The following is an 18,681-nucleotide window of genomic DNA, read 5'->3' as shown; positions in this document are numbered from 1 at the left end:
GCGCGGCCGTCCCCTCCCTCGTGCTGTGCCGTCGCGCCGGCCGGATCTCACCCGGCCGCGGCGGCCCGGATGGTGGACGGGATCGTCAAGGTGCCTCCGCGGGGGTGCTGGTGGGAACGGCGGGGCGGACGAGGTGCGGGGGCCGTTCGTGGACGGCGCGGCCGGGGCGGGCGGTCGTGGGGCCGCCTGGCGGTGCGTAGGGCTCCGCCGCGTGCGGACCGACGGGCGTCTGGGGGTCCTTCGGACCGGGACCGGTCGGGAGGCGCTTCCCGTGCGTGCTCGACGACATCGTTCCGGGGACGCTCTTTCTGGCTCTTCGTCAGGCCTCGGACGGGACGGGCGGCGGTCCGGGAGGGGGAGGCGTATCCGCCGGTCCGTACGGCCCGGCCGCCGACGGCGGCCGTCGCACACGTTCCGGTGATGGTGTCGTGCTGCCTGCCGCCCATGGCTCCCGCTCTCCTCGCCTGCGGCTGCGTCCTCCCCTCTCTCAGCTTAGACACGTCCTCGCCGGTCGACCACGCGACGGGGACGCCGAAGTGCGATGCGGCCGTCCGCCTTGACGGATCATCAATCATCCCGCGTCACCCTGCGTGGACGTGACGGACGGTAGTGAGTGGTGCCCTGTCGGACCTCGCGTACGGCACCGCGGCCCAGGCGCTCGTGACACCGCGTGGCGGGGCCGCCGCCCCGAGGTTGGGGGCCGCCACTCCGAGTACCGGGGTGGTCAACGTCCCCCATGAGCGGGGCGGCTTCGGCCTCGGCCCCGCCCGCGCGCTTGGGCGCCACCCGCGTGATGCCCCAACTGGGTTTCCCACGGCGCCGGGTGGCGTGGCCGGACGGCGCCGGGTGGCGGCGCGGGGTTCGGCCCGGACGGGTGGACGGCGGACGGCCCCGGTCCCCGCACGCCGACCGGAGTGATCACGGGACCCGCGAACGGCCGGGCCTCCGGGTGACTCTGTGCGAACCCCGCCGCCCGGTCGACCGGATCCTCTGGAAGCGGTGGGTAGCGGAGGGCCGCTCCATCGAGACCGGTTTTTGGTCTGGACCTGACAATCAAAGCCCGTTAGCGTGACGCACGGCGTTCGTTGAGAGCGCTCTCAAGCGTTCGACTCCCCACCCCAGGAGGACTCGTGAAACGCACCACCCCCCTGCGCGCCGCCCTCGCCGCGCTGCTCATGACGGTCGGCCTCGGCGCGGCCGCCGGCGCGGCGGACGCGGCCCCGCCCCCGGAGCCTTCCGCGGCCGCGCCGGCCGCCACGGCCGGACTGCTCGACGCCATGCGGCGGGACCTTGGACTCACCGCCACCCAGGCCGAGGAGCGGCTGCGTGCCGAGAAGACGGCCGCGGCCGTGGAGCGGGCGGCCCGGCGGACGGCAGGCAGCGCCTTCGGCGGCGCGTGGTTCGACCCGGCCACGAGCCGCCTCGTCGTCGCCCTGACCGACTCCGCCGAGGCCCCCGCGGTCCGGGCCCTGGGCGCGGACACCCGTCTGGTCCGGTACGGCGCGGCCGCGCTCGACCGCGCCGCGGCGCGCCTGGACGCGCTCGGTGCACCCGCCGGGATCGCCGGCTGGCACGTCGATCCCCGGTCCGACAGCGTCGTCGTGACGGTCGTCCGGACGGAGCGCGAGACGCCCGCCGTGCGGGCCTTCGTGGACCGGGCGCGGGCGGCCGGCCCCGTCACCGTCGTCGAGTCCGCCGGGGCGCCGCGCACGTACGCCGCGGGCACCGTCGGCGGCGACCCGTACTACACCGGCAACGTCCGCTGTTCGATCGGCTTCTCCGTGTACGGAGGCTTCGTCACGGCGGGGCACTGCGGAGGCGCGGGGGCCGCGGTGCGCGGCTGGGACGGGTCGGCGATGGGCACCTTCCAGGGCTCCTCGTTCCCCGGGGACGACTACGCGTACGTCGGCATCCACAGCGGCTGGTGGACCGTCCCGGTGGTGCTCGGCTGGGGCACCGTCCCCGACCAGCTGGTGCGGGGCTCCGCCGAGGCGCCGGTGGGGGCCTCCGTCTGCCGGTCGGGGTCGACGACGCACTGGCACTGCGGGACCGTCCTCGCCAAGAACGAGACCGTCAACTACAGCCAGGGCGCGGTGCGCCAGATGACGAAGACCAGCGTCTGCGCCGAGGGCGGCGACTCGGGCGGCTCGTTCCTCAGCGGCGACCAGGCGCAGGGCGTGACGTCCGGCGGCTGGGGGAACTGCTCGTCGGGCGGAGAGACGTGGTTCCAGCCGGTCAACGAGATCCTGGGCCGCTACGGCCTGACCCTGCACACCACCTGACGCGCACCACGTGACGCGCACGCCCTGACACGGCCGGCCTCGGGTGTGCCGTGTCAGGCCGTGCGCCGGGACATCCGGCGGCCTCGGGGGCGCGTGCGGTGCCGGAACGTCCGGCGCCGCACGCGCCTCCCGTCCGGCTCGTCCGGCCCGTCCGGGACCACTGCCGGGTCACGGTCCGACGGCTCGGCCCGCGCGCGACCGCCGTCCGGACGACTGCCGGGCGACGGTCCGACCCGCGCACTCCACCCGCCCGCTCACCCACCCACCCGCTCACCCGCCCGCCGTCACGGAGCACGGCGCTCCCAGGATTGCGCGGGCGTTTCGATCATGCGAACTACGCGCGTCAACCAGGGCGTACGGCGTTGACGCCCCCTCCCGGCCGGACCAGACTCCTGCCTCATGCAGCTCACGCGTGACCGCTCGGTCACCCTCGTCCGGCGCCGCCACGTGGACCTCGTCCGCGTCGCCGGCGCGACCTGTCGCTGCCCCTGACGGCCGGGACCGCTCGCCCCGCCCCACCGCCACGCTCCTCCGCCCGCCCCGCCCGCGGCGCCGTCCCCCGCCCGCCGGGCCCCCGGAGGCATGCCCGCACGTCCGCACGCCCTTCTGGAGACCCGTATGTCCACGCCCCTGTCCCGCCGCGCCCTCGGCGGGGTCGCCGCCGGCGCCGCCGCCGCGGCCGCCCTCGGCACCGCCGCGCCCACCGCGCAGGCGGCCCCCGCGACCGACGCGCAGGAGCGTCCGTTCCGGGCGGCGCGGCCGCGCCGCCACTCCCGGCGGCCCAACATCCTCTTCATCCTGGGCGACGACCTCGGCTGGGCCGATCTCTCCTCCTACGGCTCTCCGCACATCCGCACGCCCCACCTGGACCGGCTGGCCCGCGAGGGCGTCCGCTTCACCGACGCGTACTCCGGCTCCGCGACCTGCTCCCCCACCCGCTTCAGCCTCTACACGGGCCGCTACCCGGGCCGTACGAAGGGCGGGCTCGCCGAGCCGATCGCCGACCGGTCCGTCGGCCTGGAGCCCACCCACCCCACGCTCGCCTCGCTGCTCCGAGACTCGGGCTACGCCACCGCCCTCATCGGCAAGTGGCACTGCGGCTACCTGCCCGACTACTCCCCCACCCGCTCCGGCTGGGACGAGTTCTTCGGCAACTTCGGCGGGGCCCTGGAGTACTACTCCAAGCTGGGCCTCGGCGGCGAGTACGACCTCTACGAGGGCGACGCCGAGTACAAGGACCTGCGCTACTACACGCGGATCCTCACGGAGCGGGCGAGCGAGTACGTGGCCCGCGACCACGAGAAGCCGTGGCTGCTCAACCTCAACTTCACGACCCCGCACTGGCCCTGGATCGCCGACGGCGACAAGGAGGCGAGCGACGAGATCGTCCGCCGCATCAAGGCGGGCGACGGCTCGGCCCTCTGGCACCAGGACGGCGGCTCCGTGGAGAAGTACAAGGAGATGGTGGAGGACCTTGACCGCTCGATCGGCCAGGTCCTGAAGGCGCTGAAGCGGTCCGGCCAGGAGCAGGACACCCTCGTCTTCTTCGGCAGCGACAACGGCGGTGAGAGGTTCTCCTACAACTGGCCGCTGGCCGGGAACAAGGGCTCGCTCCAGGAGGGTGGCATCCGGGTCCCCTCGATCCTGCGCTGGCCCGCCCGGATCGACGGCGGCCAGGTCAGCGACCTGCCGGTGTTCTCGCCCGACTGGACGGCCACGCTGCTCGACCTGGCCGGGGCCCGCCCCCACCCCGCGTACCCCCTCGACGGCACGAGCCTCGCCGGGCACCTGCTGCGCGACGCCGAGGTGCCCGAGCGGGACCTCTTCTGGCGGGTGCGCGGCGAGCGGGCGCTGCGCCGCGGCGACTGGAAGTACTACCGGGGCAAGTCCGGCCGCGACCAGCTGTTCCACCTCTCCGAGGACTCCCGCGAGCAGGCGGACCGGGCCCGCTCCGAGCAGAACCGCCTCGCCGAACTCCGCTCCGCCTGGGAACGCATCGACGCGGGGCTGCTCCGCTACTGAAGGGGGTGGCAGGCGGTCCGCTCCGAGCAGGCCGAAATGGCGTGTGAGCTGCCGTTGCGCCGATTCATGGCGAGGTTGTGCGGGGCAGCGACGGACTGGCCGGCCTGCGTCACGTGGTTGGGATCCACGTTCCATGCCGCACGTCTCCGCCCGCACAGGCCACGTGCTCGCTCCGGCGTGGCGCCAGCCGAAGCGCACCGTCTGCGCCGACCACAAAGGTGAACGGCTCGGCCAGCTCCACCGCCGATTGCTCCACGATCCAGCCGTCGAAGTCACCCGCCGAGCCGATACGACGTCCGCCGTCACCAGGTCGCACCGCGGCCTTCAGCTCTGCCGGTCCGACAAATCGATAACTCCGCCCCCACCCAGTCACGTCAGCCAACCTAGAGCACTTCCGACACACGACCTGACCGCGTTCCCGCCCGGTCACGAGGATGGTCGGGCGGGCGCCGTGCCGCCCCGGAGCGGCATGGACGACGAGGTTCCCCCGGTGGCGCGGAGGAAGGCGGACCGGCCCGTTCCGGACCGGTGGGGTGCGAAGGGTCGGGGGCGTTGTCAGTGCCGGATGACAGCATCCGGAGCATGAACGACGAGCCCTTCAACTGGCACGACTTCCTGCGGCGTTGGCAGGACGAGTGGGTCCCCGAGGCCGACGCGGACGACGACGAGGCCGAGGTCCCCCTCGGTGAGCCCGGTGCGGGCGAGGCGGCGATCGCCGCGGCCGAGAAGCGCCTCGGCGTGCGGCTGCCGCCGTCGTACCGGGCGTTCCTGGCCGTCAGCGACGGCTGGGTCGTCGAGCAGACGGCGGCGATCCACCGGCTCGGCGGCGTCGCGTCCATCGACTGGTTCGGCGATCCGTACGGCATGGCCGAGACGTACGAGGAGTGTCTGGACGAGGACCCGACGGCGCAGGAGGTCCTGCTGGCCGGGATGTGGCGGCGGGCGCTGCGGCTGGAGACGGAGTCCGACATGTCGCACGCCCTGCTCGACCCGGGCGACGTCGACGAGGACGGGGAGTGGGCGCTGTACGTGTTCAAGGGGTGGGGCGGCGAGCTGCCCGACCGTTTCCCGTCGTTCCGCGCGTACATGGAGGCCATGTACCGGGGGTTCCACGGCGACAGGGCGGGCAGCCCCGACTTCGTGAACGCGACCACGCGCGCCCAGGACGCCCACGTCGTAGCGGCCCGTCTCCTCGCCCTGCGCGGACGGTACGAGGAGGCGGTGCCGCTGCTCGAGGAGGCGCGCGCCTTCGGGCGGCCGGGAGCCCGCGTCCTCCTCACCCAGATACAGCACCTGCTTGCTCCGCGGACCTCACCGGACCTCGGGTTCCTGGCGGTCGACCCGCGATACCTGACGGAGCTCCTCCCCGTGCAGGCCATGGCCACGGCACACGGAAGCAGTCGGTCCGGCGGGGACGACCACTGGCTCGGGATGATGACGGCCCGAGGAGTCTCCCGGGAGGCCCTGGAGACGCTCCTGGGCGCGCTGCGGGACGGCACCCACCGATACGAGCCGGCCGGGGCGTGGGGCCGGGCCGTGGCCGAGGCCCGGGAGTCGGCCCGCTGGGGTCCGACCGATGCCGCCTGGCGGATCCTGCGCGCGTCGCTGCCGCTGTGGGAGGCACCGGGGCCCGCGCTCATCGCCCCGCTCGGGCTGCTCGCCGATCCGCTCCTCGGTGCGCTGGTCACCCCCGAGCGCGGGCGGGAGATCCTCGCGACGCCTCGGTCCGGGGAGTCGGGCGCCTCCCCCGAGCCCGTGCCGGACCTCGACCCACCGGGCCTCGTCTGGCTGACGGAGGACACCGTCCACCAGCCGGCGTTCGACGGCTTCCGCTGTGTCTGGGCCGAGGGCGCCGACCCGGCCCGGCTGCCCGCCCTGATCGGCGAGGAGGGAGCGGAGCTGAGCGCACCGGTCGACGCGCTGACCACTTCCTGGCGGGCGCCCAGGTCGCACCAGCGGGAGGGCGTGGAGCTGTGGGAGGACCGCGCGGTGGTGGCCGTCGGGCGGACCGAGGAAGCGTGGGCCTTCGCCTTCGACGGCTACTCCCACGCCACCCTCTCCCCGTCGCTCCGGTCCCCCGCCGTGGCCGCCTCGGCGTCCGGCCGGGCGGTCGTCGTGTGGTGCGACCCCTGGCGCCGGGCGCCCGGGGAGCGCCCGGCCGCCTTCCACGTCTCGGTGGCCGAGCACGGCCGGGAGGTCGGCTCCCTGACGGTGCGGGGCTCGGAGACCGAGTGCTCCGGCAGCCTTCCCGAGGCACTGGACCCGGCGCGGCTCTTCCGCCCGGAGGACCGCGACGGGGAGGGCGTGCGCCGGGCCCTCCGCGCCCTGCACCAGTCGCTGGGCCTCTCCCTGCCCCGGCTCGCCCTGACCGGGAGCAGGCTCCGCACCTTCACCACCCGCTCCTGGACGCGGGCGCCTCGGGAGGGCGAGAGCTACGTGTACCTCCGCTTCGAGCGGCACCAGCCCTGAGCCCGACGGTCCGGGGGTACGGCCCTGGTCCCTGACGCCCAGGGCCAACGGCCCTGAGCCCGGCCTCCCGGGGGTCACCGGCCTAAGCCCGGCGGCCCTCCGGCGGCCGGGGGGGCCGGGGGTCAGCGCTCCTCGCGGAGCCCCCACGGGGAGCCGTAGGCGCCGAGCAGGTCGAGGAACGGCCGGGGCGGGAGCGCCTCCGGGCCGAGGACCCCGCTCGCCTTCCAGGTCCCGGCGGCGATGAGCTCCAGGGCGATCACGGGGTTGATGGCGGTCTGCCAGACCACGGCCTGGGAACCGTACTCGCGCATCGTCCACTCGTTGTCGACGACGTGGTAGAGGTACACCTCGCGGGCCGCGCCGTCCTTGGTCCCCTTGACCCAGGTGCCGGCGCAGGTCTTGCCCTTCATGCGGTCACCGAGCGTGGCCGGGTCGGGGAGGCACGCGGCGACCACGTCGCGCGGGGAGACCTGGACGGGGCCGTCCGCGCCCGGGACGGTGACCTTCTCCGTGGAGTCGAGGCCCAGTTCGTGGAGGGTCTTCAGCTTGGCGATGAAGTCGTCGCCGAGTCCGTACTTGAACGTCACCCGGCGCGCGTCGACCCAGCGGGGCACGAGGAGGACCTCCTCGTGCTCGACGTTGACGCACTCCACCGGGCCGATGCCGTCGGGGAAGTCGAAGACCTCCGGCTCGCTGAAGGGTGCCGTGGTGAACCAGCCCCGGTCCTTCTCGTAGACGACGGGCGGGTTGAGACACTCCTCGATGGTGGTCCAGATGCTGAAGGAGGGGGCGAAGTCGTAGCCCTCGACGGTGAGGTTCGCTCCGTCGCGGACGCCGATCTCCTCGATCTCGTCGAAGAGCTCGTCGGCCGCGTAGCGGGCGAACACGTCGGAGAGGCCCGGTTCGACGCCCATGCCGACCAGGGCGAGGCGGTCGGCGGACTCCCAGGCCCCGGCCCTGGCGAACTGCTCGTCGCCGAGCTTGACCCCGCACTCCTCGTAGGGGGCGCTCGGGTGGGGCACGGACAGCGACATCGCCATGTCGACGTAGTGCGTGCCCGCGGCGAGCGCCGCGTCGAACAGGGGCATCACGAAGCGGGGGTCGGTCGCGTTCAGCAGGACGTCGCAGCGCTCCTCCAGGAGGAGGGCGCGGACCGCGGCCTCGTCCGAGGCGTCCACGCGCCGGGCGGTGAAACGGCCGTCCGGGTCGTCGAGCGCCGCCACGGCCGCCTCCGCGCGGGACGGGTCGTAGTCGGCGACGACCATGTGGGTCAGGAAGTCACGGCGGGCCGCGATACGGGTGACGGCGGTTCCGACGCCGCCCGCACCCACGAGAAGTACACGCATGTCACACACCCATTCGTCGAGTCCGTCCCGGCGAACGCCCGGGGACGCCTCGATGGAACACGACCCCGGCGGTTAAAGTCTACGACGTTGGCATAAGGACACGCGGGTGGCGACGGGGTGGTGGCGCGGTGCCGAAGAAGGTGGTCCCCGAGGCGGAGCGGCGCAGGCGGCGGCCGACCCGGCAGGGCACGGTGCTGTCGGAGCGGCTGATCGTGGAGACGGCCCTGCGGATGCTGCGCGAGCACGGGAGCGCGGGGCTCACCGCCCGCCGGCTCGGCGCGGCGCTCGGCGCCGACCCGAGCACCGTCTACCGGTACTTCGCCGGCCTGGACGGCCTGACCCGGGCGATCGGCGAGGAGCTGATGGGACGGGCCCTGGACAGCTGGACGGCCACCGGGGCGTGGCGCGGGGATCTGCGGTCCCTGGGCCTGGCCATCCACGCCTCCTACCTGGCCCATCCCCAGGCGGCGCTGCTGACCGCGAGCCGGGTGACGGGCCGGCCCCGCGAGATCGAGGTGGACGAGACGATCCTCGGCATCCTGCGCGGCGCGGGCTTCGGGGACGCGGACGCGGTCGGTGTCTACCACGCCTTCATCGACCTGGCGCTGGCCTTCGCCGCCCTGGACGCGGGCGCGTTGGCGATCCAGGACGAGGTCCGGGAGGCGGACGAGGAGATGTGGACCTCGACCTACGCCCGGCTGCCCGCCGCGACGCATCCGCACATCGCCGCCACCGCGCACCTCCTCGCCGGCCGGATGAACGACAGTGCCTATCCCGTCGTGCTGGACACGCTCCTGGACGGGGCGGAGGCGCGGCTGGCCGCGACGGCATGAGCCGGTGGCCGCCCGGGAGCACACCGCGCGGGTCCAGGTGGCCGGCTGGTCCGTCGGGGAGGTCCCCATCCGGATCCGCGGCAGCCCGGGGCGGATCCGCACCGTCCCCGGAACCACTCCCTGAACGGGGGCCGCTCCGGCCGGGAGTCAGCGCGCCGGATCCCAGATCTCGCTGAACAGGGCGAGTTCGAGCAGGTCCGGGCTGTCCTCCGGCCATCCGATCCCGGCGGAGGCGAGCTGCCGGGACGCGTGGGCGACCCAGCGCAGGTACACGGCGTAGCGGTGCTCCGTCCAGCCGCCGTCGGACCAGATCCAGGCCGCGGTACCGGCCGCCGCCGGCAGGTCGGCCTCGCGTCCGACGCGAGCGGCGTGCGCCCGCAGGACGCGGGCGACCTTCCGGTCCAGGACGAGCGCGCGAGGGGCGGCGGGCGCACGAGGGGTGGCGGGCGCGTCCGCGGCCTGGTCGACGAAGTACAGGAACTTGGTGAAGAACGCCGGTCCCAGCCCCTTCACCGCGCCGCGCAGCACGCGATAGGCCTCGACCGGGCCGTCCTCACTCAGGACCGAGGCCGCTTCCGCGAGCGCCCGCGGGGCATGCGGCGCGGCCAGGATCTTCCGCAGCCGGTGGGGGCCGTAGCCGGTGCCGCCGTGCCCCCAGGCGTACGGGACGGCGAGGGCTTCGGCCCACCGGCCCTCCCGTACCGCCTCGCGCACGGCGTCCGTCACCCGGGCGCGGCTGAGGGGGCCCGCCGCCGGGACCGCCGTCGCGGGCCAGGACGGGACGCTCGACCAGCGCTCGGGCGCGAACGACACGGCGTGCGCCCCCGTGCCCCGCGCGTACGGCGCCCCCGTGCCCGCCAGCCACCCGCCCAGGACGGACACGGCCGTCGGCGGCAGCGGTCGGGTCGTCAACTCGGCGTCCAAGGCGTCCGCGCGATCCTGTCGGCTCATCTGTGCCCCCTCCGGAAAGACCGCTGCCATCATGCACGGCACCGCGCTCCGGCGGGCGCGCCTCCCGGGGCTTCCTTGGCCTAGAGTGCCGGTGTGCCGTCGTACAGCATTGGGCAGGCCGCGCAGCTGCTCGGAGTCAGTTCGGAGACCGTTCGCCGGTGGGCGGACGGCGGCAAGCTGGGCATGGAGCGCGACCGGGCCGGCAAGCGCGTCATCGACGGGGTGGCGCTGGCCCGCTTCGCGGCGGAGCGCGGGGCCGGACTGCACGCCGTACCGGAGCAGGACGTGCCGACGTCCGTGCGGAACTCGTTCGTCGGAATCGTCACCGCCGTACGGCTCGACGAGGTCGCGGCGCAGGTCGAGGTCCAGGCCGGGCCGCACCGCCTGGTGTCGCTGGTGACGCGCGAGGCCGTCGACGAGCTGGCCCTGGACGTCGGGGTCACCGTGACCGCCCGCGTGAAGTCGACCAGCGTGCACGTCGACCTGCCCTGACCCGCGTCCCGCTCAGCGGCAGAGCAGCGCCGCCCGCAGGTCGAGCTTGTGGTCGAGACGGGAGAGGTCGCGGCCGGTGAGGGCCTGGATGCGGTCGATGCGGTAGTGGACCGTGTTCACGTGCAGGTGCAGGGCCTCCGCGGTCCTGGCCCAGGAGCAGTTGTGCGCCAGGAAGACCTCCAGGGTCTCCAGGAGGGTCGCGTGCGAGCCCTTGCCCTCACGCAGCAGCGGCCCGAGGACGGTGTCCAGGTACACCGCCCGGACGTCGGCCGGGACGCCGGCGAGCAGTGTCCTGAGGTCCCCGAGGTCGGCGAGGCGCGCCACGCGGGCGGCCCCCGGCGCGGTGGAGCGGGCGCCCTCCAGGGCGTAGCGGGCCTGGGCGAGGGCCCCCCGGAGGTCGGCCGGCCTGCGGACGGGGTCGCTGAGTCCGGCGTGCAGGGCGGCGCCGGGCCGGCAGGCGTGGAGCAGCGGCCACACCTCGCGGAGCCGGGCCGGGACCTCCTCGCCGGGGCCCGGCTCGTGGGCCAGTACCGCCACGGCCTCGCCCTCGCCGAGTCCGGCGGCGGCGAACGCCACGGACGTCTGGTGCCGCAGCGCCTCGGTGAGCGCCGCCGCGGCGTCGTCCCGGTCCCCCGAACCGCCCGAGGCGGCGACGACCACGGTGTACGCGGGGGCGGCGTCGAGCCCGCAGGAACGGAGCGCCTCCTCCAGGCCGTTCACCTCCCCGTACGCCGCGCAGACCCGGGCCACCAGTGCCTCCTGGGCGCGCCTGCGGGGTGCCGTGCGCCGGTCGTGGCGGCGGCGGTGGCGGCCGACGAGCTCGCCGATCTCGTGCAGGATCCGGGGCGGCGCCTGGCCGTCCTCCGGAAGGTGCAGGTACCAGGCGTCGAAGACGCTGTCGTCGGCCTCGATCCGTACGGTCGCGCCGTGCCGCCCGCGCAGCGTCTCCACCGCGCGCCGGGGCGGGAGTTCCGGTGCGGTGGTGGTCCGGGCGACCGTACGTCCGCTGCCGCTGAGCAGGTGGCAGGCGGGGGTGCCGAGGTGGGCGAAGGCGAGGTCGAGCAGTTCGCTCGGCGGCGCGCCCCGCTCCAGGGCCCGGTCGAGGTCGACCCGCACGTTCTCCGGCAGCGCGTAGTGGTCCGTGGGGCGGCGGCTCAGTTCGCCCCACTGCCGCAGGTACACGGCCTCGGTGATGGCGCGGAAGCTGGTGTGCGCCGGGACGCCGAGCAGCGCGATGCGGTGGTTCCGGCAGGCTTCCATGAGCTCCTCCGGCACCTCCCCGTGCGTCTCCTCCCCGGCGAGCAGGGCCACCGCGCCCGCCTCGCTGAGGGCGGAGACGAAGCGGTCGGTCTTGGCCGGATCGCCGTCCCGCGCCCACCACACGAGACCGCTGAGGACGACCTCGCCCGGCTGGAGGAACCGCGCCGGGTCCTCGAGATCGGTCGAGGTCACTCCGCCGATCTCCTGGCCGAGGAGCGCCTCGTCCCCCCAGACCAGAGAGAGGTCGAGACGGTCGAGACGGAGAAGGTGATCGACCTGCATGCGGAACTCCTTGGGTGCTCACGGGCCGGGCCCGCCCCTCACATTCACCAGGCGAATACGAGTCGCTTCATCGTAGGTGCCAAGAGAAGGGGGCGAAATACCTCTCGGATGTTCCCCCAGGATCGGGCGGACCGGGATGGAGGATCTCCACGTGCCTCCCGAGCCCGCCGCCGGCCACCCCGTACGTTTCTCCAAGGCATCTCGCATTCGCGATGGAGAGTCCTACGGCGTTGTTGCAGATGAGAGGAAGCGCGCCCTACGGTGTGGCACATGCAGTCCTACACGATCGGGCAGGCCGCGCGGTTGCTGGGCGTCAGTCCCGACACCGCGCGGCGCTGGGCGGACGCCGGCCGGGTCGCGACGCACCGCGACGAGAGCGGGCGGCGCGTCATCGACGGCAGGTCGCTCGCCATGTTCTCCAAGGAGATCGGCCAGAGCGACGAAGACGACGCGTCCTACACCTCGGCGCGCAACGCCTTCCCGGGCATCGTGACCGGAATCAAGCTCGGTGACATCGCGGCCCAGGTGACCATCCAGGCCGGACCGCACCGCCTGGTCTCCCTCCTCACCCGTGAGGCCGTGGAGGAACTGGGACTCGAAGTCGGCATGCAGGCCACCGCCCGCGTGAAATCGACCAGCGTGCACATCGACCGCACCTGACCACCCGTCACGCAGCACCCCAGGACATCGGCCGTCGGCGCGGCCGGCCTTCCACCCGTTTCCCGTACGTCCCCAAGGAGATTCAGATCCTCATGTCCCTCACCTTCACGCCCGCCAGACGCCGTACGGCCGCCGCCGTCCTCACCGCCGCGCTCCTCGTCCCGCTCGCCGCCTGTTCGAGCGACGACACCAAGAAGGACAACGCCGGTTCGACGGCCTCCGGCTCCCCGAGCGCCGCGCCGAAGGCGAACCTCACGGTCCTCGCCGCGGCCTCCCTCACCGACGTCTTCAAGACGGCCGGCGCCGCCTACGAGAAGTCCCACCCGGGCACGAAGCTCACCTTCTCCTTCGCCGGCTCGCAGGAGCTCGTCGCCCAGGTCGCGCAGGGCTCCCCCGCCGACGTCCTGGTCACCGCCGACACCAAGAGCATGGACAAGGTGAAGGCCGACACGGGCACCCCGGCCGTCATCGCGAAGAACCGGCTCGTCATCGCCACCGGCGAGGGCAACCCGCAGAAGGTCGACAGCCTCAAGGACCTGGCCGACACCAAGCTCAAGGTCGTCCTCGCCGCGCCCGAGGTCCCGGCCGGCAAGTACAGCAAGAAGGTCCTCGACGCCCAGAAGATCACCGTGAAGCCGGTCTCCCAGGAGCCGAACGTGCGCGCGGTGCTCAGCAAGGTCGAGCTCGGCGAGGCCGACGCCGGTCTCGTCTACAAGACGGACGCCGAGAGCGCCAAGGACAAGGTCGACGCCGTCGAGATCCCGGACGCGCAGAACGCCATCGCCGAGTACCCGGCCGCCACGCTGAAGGACTCGAAGAACGCCGACGCCGCCGCCGCGTTCGTCGCCTGGCTGTCCTCGCCCGAGGGCCAGAAGATCCTCCAGGACGCCGGCTTCCAGAAGCCGTAGCGGATCGCGGCTCGTTCGGATCACGAGGGTCTGTCCGTCCCGGGGGAACGGACAGACCCTCGTCCTCATGTCGTCTCTCTGCGGGGTCTCTCGATGAAACACACCGCCGCGCGCAGGCCCGGTGCGCGTCCGCCGCTCACCCTGGCCGTGCCCGCGCTGCTGGCCGTGGCGTTCCTGACGCTGCCCCTGGTCGGGATCCTCGTACGGACCGAGTGGAGCGAGCTCGCCGGACACCTGACGTCCCCGGGCACGGTCGAGGCGCTGAAGCTCTCGCTGCTCGTCTCGTTCTGGGCGCTCGGGCTCTCGCTGCTGCTCGGGGTGCCGCTGGCGTGGCTCCTCGCCCGCGTGCGGTTCCCCGGCAAGGCGCTCGTCCGCTCCCTGGTGCTGCTGCCGATGGTCCTGCCGCCCACGGTCGGCGGTGTCGCCCTGCTGCTCGCCTTCGGGCGGCGCGGGCTCCTCGGCCCGTGGCTGGAGTCGACGTTCGGGATCACGCTCCCGTTCCACACCTCGGGTGCCGTCCTCGCGGCGACCTTCGTCGCCATGCCGTTCCTGGTCATCAGCCTGGAGGGCGCGCTGGGCGGGCTCCGGCCCCGGTACGAGGAGACGGCCGCCTCCCTCGGCGCCTCGCCCGTCCGCGTCTTCTTCACCGTCACGCTCCCCATGGTGGCGCCCGGCGTCGTCGCCGGCGCGGCCCTCACCTGGGCCCGCGCCCTGGGCGAGTTCGGCGCGACCATCACCTTCGCCGGCAATCTGCCCGGCACCACCCAGACCCTGCCGCTGCACGTCTACCTGCTCCTCCAGGACGAGCCCGAGGCGGCCACCTCCGTCTCCCTGCTCCTGCTCGCCATCGCCATGGCCGTCCTCGTCGCCCTGCGCGGACGGTGGACCGGCACCCCGGCGGGCCGCGCCTCCCGGCCCGCCCCCGAAACCGGCACCGACGCCCCGGGGGAACCGCCCGCCGAGGCCGCCGACGTCCCCACCGATTCCGGGGAGTCCGGGGAGCGCTGGGCCCTGCACGCCGAGGTCACCGGCTTCACCCGGCTCACGCTCGACGCCGAGCCGGGCACCACCATCGCCGTCGTCGGCCCCAACGGCGCGGGCAAGACCACCCTGCTCCGCGCCCTCCTGGGGCTCACCCCCCGGGCGCACGCGGAGCTCACCCTCGGCGGCACCGACGTCACCGCCCTGCCCCCGCACCGGCGGCGGGTCGCGTGGGTGCCGCAGGACGGCGCCCTCTTCCCGCACATGTCGGCGCTCGCCAACACGGCCTACGGACTGCGTGCCCAGGGCGTCGCCCGCGCCTCGGCGCGGCGCGAGGCGCAGCGCTGGCTCGACCGGCTGGGCGTCGGCCACCTTTCGCACCGCCGCCCCGGACAGCTCTCCGGAGGGCAGGCGCAGCGGGTCGCCCTGGCCAGGGCCCTGGCCGCCCGCCCCCGGCTCCTCGTCCTCGACGAGCCGCTCGCCGCCCTCGACCAGACCACCCGCGGCCACGTCCGCCACACCCTGCGCACCCACCTCGCGCGCTTCGGCGGCGTCTGCCTCATCGTCACCCACGACCCCGTCGAGGCCGTCTCCCTCGCCGACCGGGTGCTCGTCCTCGAAGAGGGCCGCGCGCTCCAGGACGCCGGCCCCGCCGAGGTGTCCCGCCACCCCCGCTCCCCCTGGGTCGCCCGCATGCTCGGCCGCAACGCGTGGCCGGGCACCGCGACGGCCGAGGGCCTCGCGCTGAAGGGCGGCGGCACCCTGGTCGCGGCCGATCCGCCGCCGGCCGGCACCCCGGCGCTCGCGATCGTGGCGCCCGAGGCGGTGTCCGTCCACCGCGAGAAGCCCGTCGGCAGCCCCCGTAACGTCTGGCCCGGCACCGTACGCGAGATGACGGCCAGCGGGAGCCGGCTGCGGGTGCTCATCACCTCCGACGCCGCCCCCGACCTCGTCGCCGAGATCACCCCGCAGGCCGCCGCAGAACTCGGCCTCGCCGACGGGGTGTCCGTCTGGACGAGCGTCAAGGCGACCGAGGCGACCGTCGTCGCCCTCTGACCACCACCCGCCAGGAGATGGGGAGAAGCACATGCCCGAGAAGGGCTCCGCGTCCGTGCGCGACTGGCTGCGCGGCATCGAGGTCTTCGACCGCCCGTTGCCCGATTTCGCTCCCGCGTCGGCTCCGGCCGAACCCTCCGAGCTGTTCCTCGCGTGGCTGACCACCGCCGTGGACGCGGGGCTCCCGGACCCGCACGCCATGACGCTGTCCACGGTGGACGAGACGGGGGACCCCGACGCCCGTGTCCTGATCCTCAAGGACGTGGGTCCTTCGGGCTTCCAGTTCGCGGTCCACGCCGCCAGCCCGAAGGGAGTCCAGCTCGCCGGGGGTCCCCGCGCCGCGCTCACCTTCTACTGGGCGGAGTTCGGCCGCCAGGTCCGCGTCCGGGGAGCGGTACGGGCCGAGCCGGCGGACCGCGCCGCGGCGGACTTGCTCGCCCGCTCCGACACCGCGCGCGCCGAGGCGCTGCTCGGCCGGCAGAGCCGCTACCTCACCGACCCGGACGCCCGCGACCGCGCGCTCCGGGAGAGCCTCGCCCGGATCGAGGAGCGGCCGGACCTCGTCGACCCCGCCTGGACCCTGTACAGCCTGGTCCCCGATGTCGTCGAGTTCTGGCAGGCCGCCCGGAGCCGCGATCACGTACGGCTCCGGTACGAGCGGGAGCCGTCCGGCTGGGAGCGCCGACGGCTGTGGCCCTGACGCCCGTCCTCCTGTTCGCACCTCCAAAGCTCCACACCCCGGAAACGCCCCGATCTGGGTGATGCACCAAGCATCCATGAGGTGATTGCGCAAGCACTCCCCGCAAATACAGGATGGTGGCGCGCCCGCCGAAGCGGCGGCGCCGAGCAGGTCCGGTCCCCCCGGGGGAGGCCGGCGTCCGCTCGCGCTGTTCCTGCTCACGAGGCGAGGTAAGGCAGATGACGACCCGTACGCACGACGGCAGCGTCGATCACCGGGCGGGCGGTTCCGTTTCCGTGGCGCCGCGTCGGCCCGACGAGCGCATCGCCCGCTTCATCGCCCGGTCCCTCGGCGGGGCGCGGTCCGTGCTGAACGTGGGCGCGGGCTCCGGTTCGTACGAGGGGGTCGGCGGCACGGTGACCGCCGTCGAACCGTCGGCCGCCATGCGCGCGCGGCGGCCGCCCGGCCGGTCCGTCGCCGTCGACGCCGTGGCCGAGGACCTGCCCTTCGCCGACGGCGAGTTCGAGGCTGCGATGACCCTCTTCAGCGTGCACCAGTGGAGCGACGTCACCGCGGGACTGCGGGAGATGCGCCGCGTGACGCGCGGCCCGGTCACCGTCCTGACCTGCGACCCGGCACGCGTACGGGACTTCTGGCTGGACGCGTACGCCCCGGACGTCCTCGACACCGAGGCCCGCAGGCACCCGCCCGTCGCCGAGATCGCCGAGGCCCTGGGCGGCACGATCTCCGTCGAGGCCGTGCCGATCCCGCTCGACTGCACGGACGCCTTCAACGAGGCGTACTACGGCCGCCCCGAGCTGCTGCTCGATCCCGCGGCCCGACAGCCCTGCTCGGCCTGGAGCTTCGTCGGCGACGACGCCCGTGAGCGTTTCGACCGCACCCTGCGCGACGACCTGGAGTCCGGCGCCTGGGACGAGCGTCTCGGCCACCTGCGGACGCGGCCCTCCTACCAGGGCTCCCTCGTCGTCGTCCGCGCGGTGCCGTGACCCGGAGCCGGGACCGCGGATCGGGCCCGTCCGGCGGGCCCCGGGGCCGCCTGACCGCGCCCGCCCCGGCCCGGTCTTCCCGCGGTGCCTCCTTCGGGGGCGGCCGTCAGCGGCCGAAGGTGTCGATGCTCTCCACGAGCCAGCGGCCGTCGCGGCGCACCATGTCCAGGGCGAACATCGCCCCCGCGTAGACCCCCTGGTCGGCGCTCTTCGCCTTGCCGGTCCCGGCCGTGCTGACGCTGCTCTGGTCGGCGTAGACCAGGACCCTGGCCCGGTCGCCGTCGATCCGCTCGACGGCGCTGTCGGTGACCGTCGTGGTGATCACCGTCTTCTGCCGGGCCGCCTGCGCCAGCACCCCGCCGAACAGCGCCTTGTGCTGGGCCACCGCCTTGCCCGTGAGGAGCGTCCTGCCCGCGCGCTCGAAGGGCGCCGTGTCGGCGTGGTCGTACGAGAAGAGCGCCGCGACGGCCGCGGCGGTCTGCCCCTTGATCTCACTGGTGCGGGCGAGGTCGGTGAGGGCCGTGTTGCCGCGTGCCGGATCGTCCCGCAGCCCGCTCGCCCGGTGGTGCGCCCACCCGGCGAACGCTCCCAGGAGGAGCGTCAGGAGGCAGAGCACCACCAGCGGGGAGAACCGGCGGCGGCGCGCGGTGGCCCGGGCCGGGGCCGGGGTGTCCGCGTCGAGCTCCTCCTCGGGCTCCCGCTCGGACACGGGCTCGGGCTCCGGCAGGAGGGCGACGGGCGCGTGGGCCCTCGCCGCGTGGGCCCTCGGCCCGGGGGCCGGAGGGTCGGAGAGGGCCTGGCGGCGGCGCTGGCGGTTGAGGTGGTGACGGGGCGTCGGCATCGTGGGTGTCCTTTCGGGTGCTGGTGGCTCGCGCGGACGGGACGGTCCGGTCAACCGGTCGCCGTGCCGCCCACGGGGGCCTGCCCCAGAGCACTGAGCTTCCACTGGCCGTCGGTGCGGGTGAGTTCGCCCAGCATGCGGCTGTCCTTCTCCGAGCTCTTGCTGTCAGGGGTGGTGACGGTGATGCGCAGCGCGACCAGCAGCCGGGCCCGGCCGGCGCGGTCGTCGAGCTCGGTGACGGCCCCGGACAGCACCCGGGCGGTGGTCACCGTCTTCGCGGTCCTCACCTGGCTGGTGAACTCCTTGCGCCCGTCGACCAGCTGCTGATGGAGCTCGCCGGTCGTCGAGGTCTCCCAGAGGTCGAGTCCCTGGTCCACGCGCTGGTGGTCGAGCGTGTTGAGGTTCTGCACGGCCTGCTCCCCCGCCGCGAGCGCCCGGTCGCGCTGCGCGGCGTACGCCGCGGAGTCGTCGTGGGCCGCGGCGTACCAGCTCCGGCCCTCCCAGGCCGCGAAACCGCCCGCGACGAGCGTGAGCACGAGGGCCGCGGCCAGGGCAGGCCGCTTCCCCGCCGAGGCACGGACCTGGCGTTGCATGGGGTTCTCCTGTCTCCCG

The 18,681-nt window shown here is 74.4% G+C and carries 16 protein-coding genes; 11 read left to right on the top strand and 5 right to left on the bottom strand.

Features of this window, described 5'->3' with window-relative positions; translation table 11 throughout:
• Window positions 1-1,130: 1,130 nt before the first annotated feature.
• From ACFYXU_RS21360 to ACFYXU_RS21345, 4 genes are all read left to right on the top strand, one after another.
• Window positions 1,131-2,282: a S1 family peptidase gene (locus ACFYXU_RS21360; RefSeq protein WP_389406793.1), complete on the top strand. Its 1,152-nt coding sequence runs from the start codon at window positions 1,131-1,133 to the stop codon at window positions 2,280-2,282.
• Between the two features lie 399 nt (window positions 2,283-2,681).
• Window positions 2,682-2,774, top strand: a complete 93-nt coding sequence (locus ACFYXU_RS21355) for a putative leader peptide (protein WP_376510390.1) — start codon at window positions 2,682-2,684, stop codon at window positions 2,772-2,774.
• 126 nt (window positions 2,775-2,900) lie between these two features.
• A complete protein-coding gene (locus ACFYXU_RS21350) occupies window positions 2,901-4,304 on the top strand; it encodes a sulfatase (RefSeq protein ID WP_384568413.1) in 1,404 nt (467 codons plus the stop codon).
• A gap of 582 nt (window positions 4,305-4,886) precedes the next feature.
• Window positions 4,887-6,773, top strand: coding sequence for an SMI1/KNR4 family protein (locus ACFYXU_RS21345; protein WP_389459239.1), 1,887 nt, complete (start codon window positions 4,887-4,889; stop codon window positions 6,771-6,773).
• A 122-nt stretch (window positions 6,774-6,895) separates the two neighbouring features.
• Here ACFYXU_RS21345 and ACFYXU_RS21340 read toward each other — a convergent pair whose 3' ends face one another.
• On the bottom strand, window positions 6,896-8,119 hold the full coding sequence (locus ACFYXU_RS21340) for a saccharopine dehydrogenase family protein (RefSeq protein ID WP_376510396.1): 1,224 nt from the start codon (window positions 8,117-8,119) through the stop codon (window positions 6,896-6,898).
• Between the two features lie 128 nt (window positions 8,120-8,247).
• Between ACFYXU_RS21340 and ACFYXU_RS21335 the strand changes: the two genes are divergently transcribed.
• Window positions 8,248-8,952, top strand: coding sequence for a TetR/AcrR family transcriptional regulator C-terminal domain-containing protein (locus ACFYXU_RS21335; RefSeq protein ID WP_329858339.1), 705 nt, complete (start codon window positions 8,248-8,250; stop codon window positions 8,950-8,952).
• A 147-nt stretch (window positions 8,953-9,099) separates the two neighbouring features.
• Here the strand turns inward: ACFYXU_RS21335 and ACFYXU_RS21330 are convergent, their stop codons facing one another.
• Entirely contained in the window at window positions 9,100-9,903 is an 804-nt protein-coding gene (locus ACFYXU_RS21330; protein ID WP_389406790.1) for a hypothetical protein, read from the bottom strand.
• 93 nt (window positions 9,904-9,996) lie between these two features.
• Here ACFYXU_RS21330 and ACFYXU_RS21325 point away from each other — a divergent pair, with 93 nt between their 5' ends.
• A complete protein-coding gene (locus tag ACFYXU_RS21325) occupies window positions 9,997-10,395 on the top strand; it encodes a TOBE domain-containing protein (RefSeq protein ID WP_329858343.1) in 399 nt (132 codons plus the stop codon).
• A gap of 12 nt (window positions 10,396-10,407) precedes the next feature.
• Here the strand turns inward: ACFYXU_RS21325 and ACFYXU_RS21320 are convergent, their stop codons facing one another.
• Complete coding sequence (locus ACFYXU_RS21320) at window positions 10,408-11,937, bottom strand: PucR family transcriptional regulator (RefSeq protein WP_389405733.1); 1,530 nt, start codon at window positions 11,935-11,937, stop codon at window positions 10,408-10,410.
• A gap of 270 nt (window positions 11,938-12,207) precedes the next feature.
• On the opposite strand from ACFYXU_RS21320, the gene ACFYXU_RS21315 reads away from it, so the two are divergent.
• The 5 genes from ACFYXU_RS21315 (at window position 12,208) to ACFYXU_RS21295 (ending at window position 17,228) form a co-directional block, all read left to right on the top strand.
• Entirely contained in the window at window positions 12,208-12,597 is a 390-nt protein-coding gene (locus ACFYXU_RS21315) for a helix-turn-helix transcriptional regulator (protein ID WP_361392273.1), read from the top strand.
• 92 nt (window positions 12,598-12,689) lie between these two features.
• Complete coding sequence (modA, locus tag ACFYXU_RS21310) at window positions 12,690-13,505, top strand: molybdate ABC transporter substrate-binding protein (RefSeq protein ID WP_376510402.1); 816 nt, start codon at window positions 12,690-12,692, stop codon at window positions 13,503-13,505.
• Between the two features lie 93 nt (window positions 13,506-13,598).
• The gene (locus ACFYXU_RS21305) at window positions 13,599-15,542 is read left to right on the top strand and encodes an ABC transporter permease (protein WP_389405734.1); all 1,944 of its coding nucleotides are present in this window, start codon (window positions 13,599-13,601) and stop codon (window positions 15,540-15,542) included.
• Window positions 15,543-15,573: 31 nt separating this feature from the next.
• The gene (locus ACFYXU_RS21300) at window positions 15,574-16,242 is read left to right on the top strand and encodes a pyridoxal 5'-phosphate synthase (RefSeq protein WP_376510406.1); all 669 of its coding nucleotides are present in this window, start codon (window positions 15,574-15,576) and stop codon (window positions 16,240-16,242) included.
• 218 nt (window positions 16,243-16,460) lie between these two features.
• Window positions 16,461-17,228, top strand: a complete 768-nt coding sequence (locus tag ACFYXU_RS21295; protein ID WP_389405735.1) for a class I SAM-dependent methyltransferase — start codon at window positions 16,461-16,463, stop codon at window positions 17,226-17,228.
• A gap of 106 nt (window positions 17,229-17,334) precedes the next feature.
• Here the strand turns inward: ACFYXU_RS21295 and ACFYXU_RS21290 are convergent, their stop codons facing one another.
• Together ACFYXU_RS21290 and ACFYXU_RS21285 are read right to left on the bottom strand one after the other, a co-directional pair.
• Window positions 17,335-18,069 carry a hypothetical protein gene (locus ACFYXU_RS21290; protein ID WP_389405736.1) on the bottom strand — a complete coding sequence of 245 codons (735 nt, stop codon included), beginning with the start codon at window positions 18,067-18,069 and terminating at the stop codon, window positions 17,335-17,337.
• Between the two features lie 50 nt (window positions 18,070-18,119).
• Window positions 18,120-18,662, bottom strand: a complete 543-nt coding sequence (locus ACFYXU_RS21285) for a nuclear transport factor 2 family protein (RefSeq protein WP_389405737.1) — start codon at window positions 18,660-18,662, stop codon at window positions 18,120-18,122.
• Window positions 18,663-18,681: the final 19 nt, after the last annotated feature.

It is taken from the genome of Streptomyces sp. NPDC002232 (assembly GCF_042890295.1).
Lineage (GTDB): Bacteria > Actinomycetota > Actinomycetes > Streptomycetales > Streptomycetaceae > Streptomyces.
This window is presented reverse-complemented; position numbering and strand designations above follow the sequence as displayed.

Excerpts from the sequence above, each read along its gene's own strand:
- ACFYXU_RS21300 (WP_376510406.1), top strand. The coding sequence starts at position 15,574 with ATGCCCGAGAAGGGCTCCGCGTCCGTGCGCGACTGGCTGCGCGGCATC.
- ACFYXU_RS21350 (WP_384568413.1), top strand. The coding sequence starts at position 2,901 with ATGTCCACGCCCCTGTCCCGCCGCGCCCTCGGCGGGGTCGCCGCCGGC.
- modA (WP_376510402.1), top strand. The coding sequence starts at position 12,690 with ATGTCCCTCACCTTCACGCCCGCCAGACGCCGTACGGCCGCCGCCGTC.
- ACFYXU_RS21320 (WP_389405733.1), bottom strand. The coding sequence starts at position 11,937 with ATGCAGGTCGATCACCTTCTCCGTCTCGACCGTCTCGACCTCTCTCTG.
- ACFYXU_RS21355 (WP_376510390.1), top strand. The coding sequence starts at position 2,682 with ATGCAGCTCACGCGTGACCGCTCGGTCACCCTCGTCCGGCGCCGCCAC.
- ACFYXU_RS21290 (WP_389405736.1), bottom strand. The coding sequence starts at position 18,069 with ATGCCGACGCCCCGTCACCACCTCAACCGCCAGCGCCGCCGCCAGGCC.
- ACFYXU_RS21305 (WP_389405734.1), top strand. The coding sequence starts at position 13,599 with ATGAAACACACCGCCGCGCGCAGGCCCGGTGCGCGTCCGCCGCTCACC.
- ACFYXU_RS21345 (WP_389459239.1), top strand. The coding sequence starts at position 4,887 with ATGAACGACGAGCCCTTCAACTGGCACGACTTCCTGCGGCGTTGGCAG.
- ACFYXU_RS21285 (WP_389405737.1), bottom strand. The coding sequence starts at position 18,662 with ATGCAACGCCAGGTCCGTGCCTCGGCGGGGAAGCGGCCTGCCCTGGCC.
- ACFYXU_RS21330 (WP_389406790.1), bottom strand. The coding sequence starts at position 9,903 with ATGAGCCGACAGGATCGCGCGGACGCCTTGGACGCCGAGTTGACGACC.
- ACFYXU_RS21295 (WP_389405735.1), top strand. The coding sequence starts at position 16,461 with ATGACGACCCGTACGCACGACGGCAGCGTCGATCACCGGGCGGGCGGT.
- ACFYXU_RS21315 (WP_361392273.1), top strand. The coding sequence starts at position 12,208 with ATGCAGTCCTACACGATCGGGCAGGCCGCGCGGTTGCTGGGCGTCAGT.
- ACFYXU_RS21340 (WP_376510396.1), bottom strand. The coding sequence starts at position 8,119 with ATGCGTGTACTTCTCGTGGGTGCGGGCGGCGTCGGAACCGCCGTCACC.